This is a genomic window from Sporomusa sp. GT1, from assembly GCF_014634905.1.
Lineage (GTDB): Bacteria > Bacillota > Negativicutes > Sporomusales > Sporomusaceae > Sporomusa > Sporomusa sphaeroides.
In genome coordinates this window covers 62,994-75,426 of record NZ_BMBX01000015.1, presented here as the reverse complement: position 1 = coordinate 75,426, position 12,433 = coordinate 62,994, and the positions used below count along the sequence as shown (strand labels likewise).

Annotated in this window: 15 protein-coding genes; 12 read left to right on the top strand and 3 right to left on the bottom strand. The window is 52.2% G+C overall.

The genetic code is table 11. The features are described from left to right. Window positions 1-2 precede the first annotated feature (2 nt). The gene (locus GT1_RS15725; RefSeq protein WP_188399521.1) at window positions 3-485 is read left to right on the top strand and encodes a hypothetical protein; all 483 of its coding nucleotides are present in this window, start codon (window positions 3-5) and stop codon (window positions 483-485) included. A 33-nt stretch (window positions 486-518) separates the two neighbouring features. Here GT1_RS15725 and GT1_RS15720 read toward each other — a convergent pair whose 3' ends face one another. Then, entirely contained in the window at window positions 519-1,148 is a 630-nt protein-coding gene (locus GT1_RS15720) for a hypothetical protein (protein WP_188399520.1), read from the bottom strand. A 171-nt stretch (window positions 1,149-1,319) separates the two neighbouring features. Here GT1_RS15720 and GT1_RS15715 point away from each other — a divergent pair, with 171 nt between their 5' ends. The 5 genes from GT1_RS15715 (at window position 1,320) to GT1_RS15695 (ending at window position 5,033) form a co-directional block, all read left to right on the top strand. Beyond that, window positions 1,320-3,239 carry an ABC-F family ATP-binding cassette domain-containing protein gene (locus tag GT1_RS15715; protein WP_188399519.1) on the top strand — a complete coding sequence of 640 codons (1,920 nt, stop codon included), beginning with the start codon at window positions 1,320-1,322 and terminating at the stop codon, window positions 3,237-3,239. A gap of 495 nt (window positions 3,240-3,734) precedes the next feature. Beyond that, the gene (locus GT1_RS15710; protein WP_188399518.1) at window positions 3,735-4,331 is read left to right on the top strand and encodes an RNA polymerase sigma factor; all 597 of its coding nucleotides are present in this window, start codon (window positions 3,735-3,737) and stop codon (window positions 4,329-4,331) included. Window positions 4,332-4,377: 46 nt separating this feature from the next. Further along, window positions 4,378-4,602 carry a DUF1659 domain-containing protein gene (locus GT1_RS15705; protein ID WP_188399517.1) on the top strand — a complete coding sequence of 75 codons (225 nt, stop codon included), beginning with the start codon at window positions 4,378-4,380 and terminating at the stop codon, window positions 4,600-4,602. 52 nt (window positions 4,603-4,654) lie between these two features. Beyond that, window positions 4,655-4,867, top strand: a complete 213-nt coding sequence (locus GT1_RS15700; RefSeq protein WP_188399516.1) for a DUF2922 domain-containing protein — start codon at window positions 4,655-4,657, stop codon at window positions 4,865-4,867. A 22-nt stretch (window positions 4,868-4,889) separates the two neighbouring features. Continuing rightward, window positions 4,890-5,033: a YvrJ family protein gene (locus GT1_RS15695; RefSeq protein WP_188399515.1), complete on the top strand. Its 144-nt coding sequence runs from the start codon at window positions 4,890-4,892 to the stop codon at window positions 5,031-5,033. 86 nt (window positions 5,034-5,119) lie between these two features. Here GT1_RS15695 and GT1_RS15690 read toward each other — a convergent pair whose 3' ends face one another. Beyond that, window positions 5,120-5,260 (bottom strand): hypothetical protein, encoded by a 141-nt coding sequence (locus GT1_RS15690; RefSeq protein WP_158027104.1) that lies wholly within the window; start codon window positions 5,258-5,260, stop codon window positions 5,120-5,122. A 164-nt stretch (window positions 5,261-5,424) separates the two neighbouring features. Here GT1_RS15690 and GT1_RS15685 point away from each other — a divergent pair, with 164 nt between their 5' ends. Together GT1_RS15685 and GT1_RS15680 are read left to right on the top strand one after the other, a co-directional pair. Beyond that, the gene (locus GT1_RS15685; protein WP_188399514.1) at window positions 5,425-7,599 is read left to right on the top strand and encodes an ATP-dependent RecD-like DNA helicase; all 2,175 of its coding nucleotides are present in this window, start codon (window positions 5,425-5,427) and stop codon (window positions 7,597-7,599) included. Beyond that, window positions 7,593-8,252 carry a ComF family protein gene (locus tag GT1_RS15680; protein WP_188399513.1) on the top strand — a complete coding sequence of 220 codons (660 nt, stop codon included), beginning with the start codon at window positions 7,593-7,595 and terminating at the stop codon, window positions 8,250-8,252. Before GT1_RS15685 ends, GT1_RS15680 begins: the two co-directional genes overlap by 7 nt. Window position 8,253: 1 nt before the next feature. Here the strand turns inward: GT1_RS15680 and GT1_RS15675 are convergent, their stop codons facing one another. After that, the gene (locus GT1_RS15675) at window positions 8,254-8,856 is read right to left on the bottom strand and encodes an HD-GYP domain-containing protein (RefSeq protein ID WP_075757257.1); all 603 of its coding nucleotides are present in this window, start codon (window positions 8,854-8,856) and stop codon (window positions 8,254-8,256) included. A gap of 276 nt (window positions 8,857-9,132) precedes the next feature. Here GT1_RS15675 and GT1_RS15670 point away from each other — a divergent pair, with 276 nt between their 5' ends. The 4 genes from GT1_RS15670 to flgK all read left to right on the top strand — a co-directional run bounded on the left by GT1_RS15670 (window position 9,133) and on the right by flgK (window position 12,423). Then, window positions 9,133-9,531, top strand: a complete 399-nt coding sequence (locus GT1_RS15670; protein WP_188399512.1) for a flagellar protein — start codon at window positions 9,133-9,135, stop codon at window positions 9,529-9,531. A 137-nt stretch (window positions 9,532-9,668) separates the two neighbouring features. After that, the gene (gene flgM / locus GT1_RS15665) at window positions 9,669-9,962 is read left to right on the top strand and encodes a flagellar biosynthesis anti-sigma factor FlgM (protein WP_188399511.1); all 294 of its coding nucleotides are present in this window, start codon (window positions 9,669-9,671) and stop codon (window positions 9,960-9,962) included. 27 nt (window positions 9,963-9,989) lie between these two features. Further along, window positions 9,990-10,487: a flagellar protein FlgN gene (locus GT1_RS15660; protein ID WP_188399510.1), complete on the top strand. Its 498-nt coding sequence runs from the start codon at window positions 9,990-9,992 to the stop codon at window positions 10,485-10,487. A gap of 31 nt (window positions 10,488-10,518) precedes the next feature. Next, window positions 10,519-12,423, top strand: a complete 1,905-nt coding sequence (flgK, locus tag GT1_RS15655) for a flagellar hook-associated protein FlgK (protein ID WP_188399509.1) — start codon at window positions 10,519-10,521, stop codon at window positions 12,421-12,423. The last annotated feature ends 10 nt before the right edge of the window (window positions 12,424-12,433 follow it).

Here is a 12,433-nt window from a genome sequence, read left to right as displayed (position 1 = left end):
GTTTGTTTTTGTCCTATTCGGTAAGTGTCATTATGGTATCGCTGGCGCTGTATGGTTTGTGGCATCTTATCAGAGATATCCGGAACTGGGTGACTACCTTTGCCTTTGTACGTTTGCCCGGAGCCAGCCTGGTCATTTTGGTGCGTAATCTGGAATATGAAGTTGAGGATTTGATACGGTATTTGGCAAATGAAATGGCAGATGGCGGACAGGAATGCGACGCTGTTGTGGTAGATTGTGGCTCTGATGACCTGACACCCATTATTTTATCGCGGCTGGCAGTGGAAATACCGGCGCTGACGGTGGTAAGCACTGAGCGGGCGGCACGCCCGGTAACTGAGGTCTTGCCGCTTTGCCGGGGAGCAGTAGTACATGTGCTTGATTTGACCAGCAGGCTGCAGGTTGAACAATTTACGGCAGTTGTGGCGTCACTGCTGCGGCAAAACCACCGGGAAGTGGTGATTCGAGGGAAGGCAGAAGGCTGAATGAGAGCAGGGGAGACAGGGTGCCGGAACACTTTACCGGTCACTGCGAGGCAGGGTAGTCCCAGGGTGCTCGCTGCCCTGCTTTATATTTATGATTTCATGGAAGACATCTACCAGCTTGACTGCCAGGGAAAAAAGCTCAGGGGTGTAGCCGGGAAAGGATTCCTGAAAAGCACCTGCAGGCAGTGGCAGCTGCAGGGTGGGGGCGGTGCTGGCAGCCAGGCGCGCCAGTGCCAGTTGGCGGTTGACGGTAGCGGTTGTCCAGATAACCGGGATTTCAGTCTTACCGGACAGTCTGATGGTTGTCTGGTAAGGCGTATTTGGGTTGGCACAGACGGCAGTAACGGCATGAAAATTGACATAGCCGGTGGTGCTGTCACCGGTTATCCGGGGCTTGCGGACTTTAACCGGCACCAGGACAAGGCCGGGTGCCAGGGGTAGCGGCTCCAGGTTTTTCCGTTCGGTGTCGGCCCGGGTTCTGGCTCTCAGCGCCGCCAGGTCGACGGCCCGGCTTTTGGCCAGACGTCCAATAACGGCGCGAACCCGGCAGGCAAGGGTTGTGCTGCTGCCGTCACAGGCAATGACGGTAGTATTGTCGCCTGCGGCGTTATAACAGGGCACAATGGCGGCAATCCGCGCAGGTGCAGGCAGAGGGTTAGTCATAATAAAATACCTCCTGTATCTTGCGAACGTATGTTCTGTAATTAATACTATATTAACAGAAAAGTAATTTATTAACAAGTGCCATTCCGGGAAAGGCCGGGGGGAAGCCGGCCTCTTGTGTATTTAGCGGTGAATCGGTACAATAGTAGGAGGCAGACAGGGAGGTAAGACATGAGCTTATTGGAAGTTAGCGGCCTGAGCAAGGCCTATGGTATACAAAATATTTTTAGCGATATCCAGTTTCAAATCAGGCGTGGGGAAAAGGTGGGTTTGATTGGACCTAACGGTGTGGGCAAAACAACCCTGGTACGCTGTTTACTGGGATTTGAGAAGCCTGACAGCGGGCATGTGGCGTTAACGCCGGGCGAGCGGATCGGGTATGTGGAACAGGACACCGGCCTGGGTAACAATACACTGTATGATGAACTGGTGGGAGCTTATGGTGATGTGCTGGGGTGGCAGCAGGATATGCGCCGCCTGGAGGCCGATATTGCTGTAACAAAAGATCCGGACAAGCTTGACAAGCTGATGAAGGATTATGCGCAGGTTGTTGAACGGTTTGAACGGGGCGGCGGGTATGAATATGAAAATACTGTGCGGCGGGTGGCCTTTGGCCTGGGATTTGCCGCAGAGGACCTGACGCGCCAAACCCATGAGTTTTCCGGTGGGCAAAAAACACGGATCTGCCTGGCGCGGGCGCTGATCCGGCAGCCGGATTTCCTCTTTTTGGACGAACCAACCAACCACCTGGATTTGGGCATGGTTGAGTGGCTGGAGGAATTTTTGCTGAGCTATTCCGGCGCCGTGCTGGTGATTTCGCATGACCGTTATTTTCTCGATAAAGTGGCCGAACGAATCCTGGCCATTGAGAGCGGCGGTATTGCCGATTATAGCGGTAATTACAGTGAGTATTTAGAGAAAAAGGCGGAAAAGCTGGCAGCTCAGGAAAAGGCCTATGGTAAGCAGCAGGCTTTTATTGCCAAAACCGAGGCTTATATTGACCGTTACCGGGCAGGCATCAAATCCAAGCAGGCACGCGGGCGGCAAAGCCAGCTCAACCGGCTGGCGCGTCTTGCCCGTCCGGAAGATGGGACCGGGTTTGACTTTTTCGTGTTTAACCCACCGGCTGAATGTGCGGACCGTGTCGCCGAGCTAGGAGAGACGGTGGCAGGCTATGGGGATAAGACGGTGCTTGCCGGCGTGTCGCTGTTAATCCGCCGCGGTGACGGGGTGGCTCTGGTCGGGCCGAACGGCGCAGGCAAGACTACTTTGTTAAAGCTGCTCACCGGTGAGTTGGAACCAACCGCTGGCAGGGTCAAGCTGGGCAGCCGGGTGCGGCTGGGATATTTTGCCCAGGAGCATGAGACGCTGACTGACACGAATCGTGTGTTGGATGAGATTATGCGTGAATTTGCTTTTAGTGAGGAGCGGACACGCCATTATCTTGGCGCCTTTTTGTTTCGCGGTGATGATGTGTACAAGCTGGTGGGCGATCTCTCCGGCGGTGAAAAGGCGCGGCTGGCGTTATTGAAACTTATGCTGGCAGGGGCTAACTTCCTCATACTGGACGAGCCGACCAACCATTTGGATATTGCGGCGCGGGAAGCTGTGGAAGAGGCCATTATGAATTTTCCCGGTACTTTTTTGACAGTGTCGCATGACCGGTATTTTCTTGATAAAGTGGCTAACCGTATTGTCGAGCTTGAGGGCGGACAACTGACCGAGTATGCCGGCAACTACAGTTACTATCGCGATAAGAAAGCGGCGACAGAAAAGGAGGCTGCGCAGGCGGCCAGCCAGTCTGTTGCCAGGGAAAAGAAACAGAACGGCGGCAAGCAGGAGCGCCCGGTGCAAGCCGACACCGGCAAAGGCAACAGCTGGCGCAAGCCGGATACGGCGAAACAGACTAAAAAGCTGGAAGAAGAGATTGCTTTGCTGGAGCATGAGATAGCAGCCCTGGAGGCCCGGCTGAATGACCCGGCGAGTCATGCTGACGCCGCGCTGAGCCGGGAACTGTCTGACGAATATGCGGTCAGGCAGGCTGAGCTTGATGAAAAGTATATCGCCTGGGTGGAGCTTACCGGGGAGTAGGTTGAAATAGACAATTAAAATAAAACTTTTAAAATTAGTATAAATCGGTTATAATGAACATAGATACTAAATGAACGCCCCTGTGACTGCAGGGACGTTCGGAGAATAGGGAGGCTACTTGGTAGCTTCATGGATGATTTGGTAAATCACCCATAAAGCACCGCTTGAAACGGTTAGCCTGAACCATTTCGTTTTCAAGTGCATAGCACTCACCTCCTTATTCAGTTTAGGACGGGCTCCAATCCCGTCCTAATTTCATTATACGGGAAATCCGGTAAGAATTCAGTACTAAAATTATGATTTTTCTGACAACATCATAACAAGTAGTTCTGTTGCTCATAAAGCGTCCTTCGTGGACGCTTTATGCAGCAAGCCGTCCTGGCTCGGGCGTTGACCTGAGCCGGGACGGCTTTTGTTTTTTCCTCACCGGCGGTGTTACTCTGTAGCCAGGCGCTAATTTCAGAGGGACCGGTTCCTCGCCGACAGGTGAGGATAATGAGTATCGAACAGTTGGTTATACAGGCCCAGGCCGGGAATGAGGACGGAGAGGCTTTTGCGGAAGTTTGCCGGCGGTTTACCGGCTTGGTGAAAAAGTATGCCAATCAGCCGCATGTGGCCGGGATTAAAGAAGAGGCCGCCGCCGAAGGGTGGCTGGCAGTGGCGGCGGCGGTACGAACCTATGATCCGGCCGCCGGGGTCCGGTTTGCCGGCTATGTTGAGAGCCGGGTCAGGTATGCGGTATGGAATTTGTTCAAACGCGAACGGCGGCGCTGGCAGCAGGAACTATTTTTGACCGGCAGTACGGAGGAGGAAGGTAAAGAAAGGCCGGGCTTGCTGGACACTCTGGCAGCAGCCGACAATGTGGAGGCCGAGGCGGAGGCCAATTTTACCGTCACAGCCGTCCGGGAAGCGTTAGCCTTGCTGCCGGCTAAACAGCAGACAGCCGTAGTCAGGACGTTACTGGGAGAAGCGCGGCTGGCAGATATAGCGGCAGAGCTTGGGGTTACGCCCCAGGCCGTCTATAGTCTGAGGCAGCGCGGTTTGGCCCGCTTAAGAAAGCAACTGGCGAAAAATCTTTTGTTACCCATTTAAAACCAATCCTGGCCGGAATGTATGAGAGCATAAGGAGGTGAGCAGCATGGCAGTAGTAAAAATGCCGCAAAGCGGCAAGCTGGTGCTCAAGGTGCAGGCCGGTGTAAACGCTTCCGGTAATCCGGTTTACCGGAACCGGACATTCGCCAATGTCAATCCGGGCGTGGCCGACAGCGATTTGTTCGCAGTGGCCGAAGGGCTGGCAGGTCTGCAGGAGCACACCCTGGCAGACATTGTCCGCCAGGACTTGAACAATCTCGTAAATCAGTAACAGGGGGCGGCAAGCTTCCCCCGGCAGTACGGTAAGAAAGGAGGAATAACTTATGGCTAAGACGCTGCAAATGGTGTTTCTTAACAGTGCCGGCAAAGAGACGGTTATCAGTGTGGCCGACCCCAAGGATGACCTGACATTGGCTCAGGTGCAGGCTGTGATGCAGGACATCATCGACAAAAATATTTTTGTCATCAAAGGCAACACCTTGGCCGGGCAGGTAGAAGCCCGCATCAGCAACCGGGAAACTGTGGCACTGGTGTAAGCCTCTGAAAGGAGGGAGCCTGATGGAACCGATATTCGAGTTTGTTTCCGGCTACGGCTTTCCGATGGTAGTGGCCGTCTACCTGCTGGTACGCATGGAAGCAAGGCTGGAAACACTGGCAGCCAGTATTAACGAACTGGCCAGGGTCATTGCCGAACGGCTGTAGCACAACATAGCAATGCCCTGTTTACCGGTATACGGTAAACAGGGCATTCGTTTGTGTCTATTGCCTGCGGTGGTTAAAATCTTACCTCATGGTTTAAGATAAAGTGCAGCAATACTATACACAATGGAAGACAAAAGTACCAATTGAAAGACAAGACCGGCAATGCGGGACGGGCGCTTAATGGCGCGATTTTGAAAGTAATGGTAGGTGTACATGTTTTCTTTCATAGTTCTGCCTCACAATTTGTAAATCGTTGTAGTAAATGCAATATCTATGTATATAGTACTTTGTTTGTAACGAAAATCCTTCCTCTTCAATGAAAAAATATGCAGGACTTTTCTCGGGGGGTGCGAATTAAGAAAAAGGAACTTATGTTTGGATGTACTAAGCAATGGGAGTTATAACGGTGGATAATAATCTGGAAGGTATTGTAGAGAATATAACATTTCAGGCAGCCGATGGCAGCTTTACGGTATTTCGCCTTAAGCCGGGCAATGAAACGGCAACCGTGGCCGTAACCGGCAGTTTTCCTGCGCCGCTTGTCGGTGAGCAAGTGAAGCTGACCGGAGAATGGGTGGAGCATGCCCGCTACGGACGGCAGTTTAAAGCCGCAGCCTGCCGGCGTATTCAGCCAACCTCCGAGCAGGGCATAGAACGGTTTCTGGCATCAGGGGCGGTTAAAGGCGTTGGCCCGGCTATGGCCGCCAGGCTGATTAAGCATTTTGGCGTGCGGACGCTGGAGATTATTGAACTTTACCCCCACCGCTTAGCTGAAGTGGAGGGGATCGGCAGCAAGAAGCTGGAACAAATCCGCCAGTCCTATGCCGAGCAGGCCGAGCTGAAGGAAGTTATGCTATTTTTAGAAATGCATGGTGTCACCAGCGCCTACGCTGTCCGGATTTTTGCCTGTTACGGCTCAGACTCGGTTGCCGTGCTTCAGACAGACCCCTATAGAATGGCGGAAGAGGTAAAAGGCATTGGCTTTCGGATTGCCGACCAGATTGCCGGCGCCTTAGGCTTTGAGCGGGACCATCCTTCACGGCTGGCGGCAGGAGTGCAGTTTGCGCTGCTCATGACCGGGCAGGCCGGTCACTGCTGCGTGCCGGAGGAGGTACTCACCGAAGAAACGGCCAAACTCCTCAATATTGAGCAAACCGAGATCGCCGCCGTTGTCAGACAGCAAATTGAGCGCGGGAAGCTGTATACCGAGGATTTCCATGGTGTGACCCTGGTATACCCGCGTTATCTCTACCGGGCCGAAAAGCTGGTGACAGACCGCCTGCTCCTGCTCAAGGAGAAAGCCAAGCCCCTGGAGGGCATTGACCCGGAAGCGTTGGTGGACCAGTGGGAGGCCGCTGCCGGAGTTACCCTGGCAGCGGCGCAGCGCCAGGCACTGGCGGCCGCTATGACCCATGGGGTGCTGGTATTAACCGGCGGACCGGGAACAGGGAAGACGACGACTGTCAAAGGTATTTTAGCGCTGCTGGAGCAGCAGGGACTAAAAATCGTATTAGGTGCACCCACCGGCCGGGCTGCCAAGCGTCTGGCCGAGACCAGCGGGCGCGGGGCTATGACCATCCACCGCTTGCTCGAAGCCGGGGGCGGGGCCGATGATGAGCCGATATTTGCCCGGGATGAGCTTAATCCGCTGGATGCGGATGCCGTGATTGTCGATGAAACTTCCATGATGGATATGCTTTTAACCAGTTATTTTTTGCAGGCTGTACCGGACGGCTGCCGGGTGGTGCTGGTGGGTGATGTTGATCAGCTGCCGGCGGTTGGACCAGGCTCGGTGCTCAAGGATATTATCCGGTCGGGTGCCATCCCGGTGGTGCGGCTCACTGAAGTCTTCCGCCAGGCAGGCGAAAGCATGATCGTGCTCAACGCTCACCGGATTAACCGGGCACGCTTGCCTGAATTCGGCAGTAATGATTTTCAGTTTCGTGAAATGCCTGACAGTGAGTCGGCAGCCAAGGCCATTGTCGAGCTCTGCCAAACCGAGCTGACTCAAGAAGGCTTTGATAGCTGGCGCGATGTCCAGGTGCTTTCCCCTATGCATCGCCAGCCCTGCGGGGTCGAGAATCTGAACCGGCTGCTGCAGGCGGCGCTCAATCCGCCCAAGGACGGCAAGGACTACATCCAGAGCGTCAACCAGGTGCTGCGGGAAGGCGATAAAGTCATGCAGGTTCGCAACAATTATACCAAACGGGTTTTTAACGGCGATATTGGCTACATCCTGGCTATTGCCGACGGCAAAGTGCTTGTCCGCTACCCGGAAGATGATGTAGTATACGACAAAGGCGAACATGATGAGCTAACCCTGGCCTATGCCATGAGTGTGCACAAGAGCCAGGGCAGCGAGTATCCGGTTGTTGTCATGCCGCTTACGCCGGGCCATCATATTATGCTGCAGCGTAATCTCTTATACACCGCCGTTACCCGGGCCAAAGAGCGGGTTATACTACTGGGCACCAAGGCAGCCTTGAACACCGCGGTCATGAGTGACCGGACCCGCCGCCGCTATTCGCTGCTGGCCGAACGCCTCCGGGGTGAAGCCTTATGCTAACCGATTGGCTGGAAGCTCTGCTTGAATTGATTTTCCCCCGGCGCTGTCCGTCCTGTCGGCAATGGGCCGGCAGCAGCTACGGCTGGTGCCAGGCGTGTCTTGCTAAGATCGTCACCGTCAGGCAGGTTTCACTGGCTGTACATAAGCTGCAATGGCTGGATGCCTGCCTGACGGTGACCGAATATAACGGTCAGGTGCAGCGCCTGATTCGTGACATGAAATTCCGCCGCATCACCCGTCAGGCCGCCAAACTGGGATACCTGCTGGACTATGGCGTAACGGCAGAGCGATACCGTGGTATTGACGCGGTAGTGCCTGTGCCGCTTCATGCCGACCGTCTCAAAGAGCGCGGCTTCAACCAGACCGCCCTTATTTTCAAACCCTGGGCACTAAGGCGAAACCTGGCCTGGGCCGAGGCACTTGCCCGTACAACCCCTACCCTGCCTCAATGGGAGCTTAGGCTAAAAGAACGCCGCAAAAACATAAAAGGCGCGTTTACCGTAACGCGCCCTGAATTAGTAGCGGGGAAAAGTATTCTGCTGGTTGATGATATCTTCACAAGCGGACTGACTATGGATGAATGTGCAAAAGCGCTCAAAAAATCCGGGGCGCTGGCGGTTAAGGGACTGGCACTGGCCAGCGGGGCGCGGTAACTTATCCCAGTGCATCAATAAACGCCCGGACAACCTCCGGATCAAAGGCCATACCGGACAGGCTCAAGAGCTCGCGGACCGCTTCGCCCTTGGTCTTAACCCAATGCTGTGTGCACGGGTTAATAAACCGGTCATAGTGATTGGCTACCGCGATAATGCGTGCGCCGAGCGGGATGTTTACGCCTTTTAGCCGCTTAGGATAGCCTGTGCCGTCAAAACGTTCATGGTGAAAACGGATATAGGGAATAAGCTCCTGGCAGGAAGGGATATTTTCCAACATGCAACTGCCGGCATTGCAATGATTTTTATACACACTCATCTCACGGGTCGACAAATAAGGCACCTTGGCCAGAACCTGATTGGGCACGGTAATCTGCCCTACATCATGTAACAATGCGGCCAAACGGATACGCTCAATTTCTTCCCGCGGAAGCCTCATTTTTGCGGCAACACTGACCGCATAATTGGCTACCTGATGGCTGTGCAAAAATAGTTTGGCATTCTTTAATTGAATAAGCTGCATAAAATTGGCAATTATGCCATTGACTGTTTCCGTATCTGTGGCATAAATTTCGGGGTCCTGCATCAGCGTCAGCATATACACGACAAACTGCCTTTCCTTGGAGATCAGCATCAATAGTCACTATTTTGTCTGATTTCCATAATTTAAACAACGAAGAATACGATATAAGCACGTATTTTTCAAACCAAAGGGTAAAAAACCGTAAAATAAGCAATAAAGTAATTAGCCAAAAACCGTCATAATCCTGCTTGGTTTTATAAAAAAATGTCCAATATCTTAGAAATGAGCCTAAAGGCCTAGGCTATAGCATGAAAATGCTATATAATAACGATAACGAGAAAAAGGGGGGGCCAACTCATGGGACTTGCGAATTGTTCGGAATGTGGCAAAGTTTATGTTGAAAATGCAGCAAGGGTTTGTCCGGAATGTTACCGCAGGCAAGAAGACGATGCGGAAAAGGTAGTAGAGTATCTGCGCGATATAGACAAAGCTACTCTCGAAGAAATCCACCAAGCCACCGGCGTTAAACACAAGATTATATTGCGCCTGCTTCGCAGTGGCCGCATCATGGGCAGTGCCATTTCTTATCCCTGTGAAACCTGTGGAACCTTGATTGACGAGGGACGCTTGTGCGATAAATGCAGTAAAAATATCCTGGATCAGATACATACGGACGACCAGCATGAAAAGCATGAACCACAAAATTCACAGCGCCAGCGTTCGCGGATGTATGGAAAAGTCTTGGATGATAAATAACGTTGATATCTTGAGAAAAACAGTGAAACAACGCGATATAGCTTAATAATTCGTTCTAATTGCTTGTGGCGGGGATTAATAACCCCGCCATTTTTGACGATAATAAAATAAGAATTCCTGAGTTGTGAGGTGCTCATATGAATATAAAAAATATCCAAAATATTACCAAAGTCTATGGTGAACAAACCAAAGTGTCCAAAGGCGCTAAGAGCCAGGGCGTAAGTCCGACTCAGCGTCCGGATGAAGTCATTTTGTCCAGTCATGCTCAGGAAGTAAGCCAGCATCTCCGGGCGATAAAAAACATGCCTGAAGTCCGGGAGGCCAAAGTACAGGAATTCTCGGATAAGATTGCTACAGGCCAGTATAAGGTCGACTCGCGGGAGCTTGCCGAAAGAATCATTGCCTATTCGAAAAATGAGCGCTGTTATTAGTCACATAAAAAGGAGGCTGTTTAATTCGTGACAGCTGTGTGGGATAAACTTATACTTCTTCTAACCCAGAATCTTCAAATCTATCAGGCGTTGCTGCGACTGAGCCAGAAAAAACGCGAAGTTCTGGTAGCGGTCAACCCGCAGGACCTTGAGCAATTGACCAAACAGGAGGAAATGCTCATCATTGAAGCCGGCAAATTGGAGAAACTGCGCCAAACGCTGACCGGCGAGCTTGCGGCGGCTTTGAGTTTGCCTCCCGGCCAGACGGCCCTGGCGGTGCTTATTGAGCAGGCCGAAGCGGAAACTGCCGCTAAACTGAGAGTCATCAGCGAGACTTTTGCCGGAGTGACTGCCGAACTGGTAGAACTCAATATGGTTAATGAAAAACTGATTAAACAATCCCTGGATTATATTAACTATAACATCAATATCCTGAGCCAAAGCACAGCCGAGCCCACCTATGCGCCCAAAGGGCAGCCGGATACCGGCAGGGCGGGTAAGTCCATGTTTGATGCCAAGGCATAGGAAAACGAGAGACACATAATGGAGGAATTATATGCGCTCAACATTTAGCGGTCTGAATACTGTGGTACTAGGCCTTAACGCTCAGAAGATGTCCCTTGACACCGTTGGGCATAATATCGCCAATGCCAATACCCCTGGTTATTCCCGGCAGAGAGTCAACCTTGTCACTTCAGCCCCGCAAGCCGTCTATACCGGTATTGGCAAGGTGCAGATCGGCACCGGTGTTCTCACCGAGTCGATTGTACGAATCCGGAACAGCTTCATCGATCAGCAGATGTGGAAAGAGACTTCCACGCTGGGCTATGGTCAGACTATATTAGATACCCTGGGGCAGGTGGAAGGTGTATTCCAGGAGCCTACCGAAACCGGCATGCAAACCGTGCTTGATAAATTTTGGAAGGCCTGGAACACTTTATCGACCAACGGGTCGGACAATGGCGCCAGAACCGCCTTGCGCGAACGGGGCGTTGAAGTGGTGGATGCCATTCAGCAGGCCAATACGCAACTAAGAAGCATGGTAGGCGATATCAATACCGTTATTGGCATCCGGGTGGACACAATTAATCAAATTACCGAAGAGATGTTGTCCTTAAACAAGCAGATTGTCCGCGTCGAAATGGGCGGCAGTGCACATGCCAACGACTTGCGTGACCGGCGGGATTATCTTGTGGACCAGTTATCGCAGATTATCAACGTCCGGGTAACGGAAGACAAGGCGGGAAATTATACGGTGCAATCCTCCGGTCTGGTATTGGTGGACGGTTATGCCAACAATAAACTGAAAGCCGAATCACGCAAGGATCCGGATTATGGCTATGAAGTGGTCGATGTTAAGGACGCAGCAACCGGCACCGTCATTAACTTTACCGGCGGTGAGCTTAAAGGGCTGATCGATTCCAGAGATAAGACATCGGCAGATTCGGCAGGCGATGCCCGCGACAGCGATATCAGCGTCAAAGCGTATCTGAACAAGTTGTCCACTATGAGTCAGTTTTTGCTGCAGGAATTTAATGCCGTACACCGGGACGGTTATGGCATTAACAATGACCCTAATGATAACACCGGCTATAACTTCTTTGGCGCGGCAGGCAATGGTACTGCAACCGACTACAATAACTCCAACAACTATGACGCGCTGTTCGGTCCCGGCTATGATAGTGTTGACCATCCGGGTGTACCCAGGGCGCAGCTCTGGATTGATGCGTTGACAATGAATGCCGATCTGTTTAATCCGGCTGACGGACTGAGCCGGATTGCCGCTAAGACCATGGTGGGAAGCCTTGATATTACGCAAGGCAATCCTGCGGGCGGTAAAGCGGTTATTGGCGGGAATTATACCGGCAGTGCTGTTACTCCCAGCTATGAAGTACGGATTGACGGCCGTGATCCCGTTACCGGGGCTGTCACTCAAATAAGCTATCAGATTAAAGATACAGACGGAACAATATTGGGCAACGGTACTTTGAGTGCCGACCCCAATCAGGTGGCAGAACCCAAACAGTTCGTTCTGGGCGACGGCATTACCATCCGGATTAATTCTGACAGCGATAATGCTGTTGGTGATACATATACTTTCACCATCCCCAAAGAGCCTCAGGGCAATGCCGCCGGCGACAATGCAATCAACTTGGGTAATCGCTTAAAAGTAGATATTTCTTCCTTGTTGGGCGGTTCCTCGCTGGATACTTTTTACGGTTCGATGATCGGCGCTCTTGGCGTTCAAACGCAAAATGCCGAACGCCTTACCGAGAATCAGTTAACTCTGGTCAACCAGATCAATAACTGGCGCGAATCGGTATCTGGCGTTAACATGGATGAAGAAATAAGTGATATGATTCGCTTCCAGAAAGGCTATAATGCCGCCGCCAGGGTACTGACCACCATGGATGAAATGCTTGACAAACTTATTAACGGCACAGGCGTTGTCGGAAGGTAGGGAACTAACA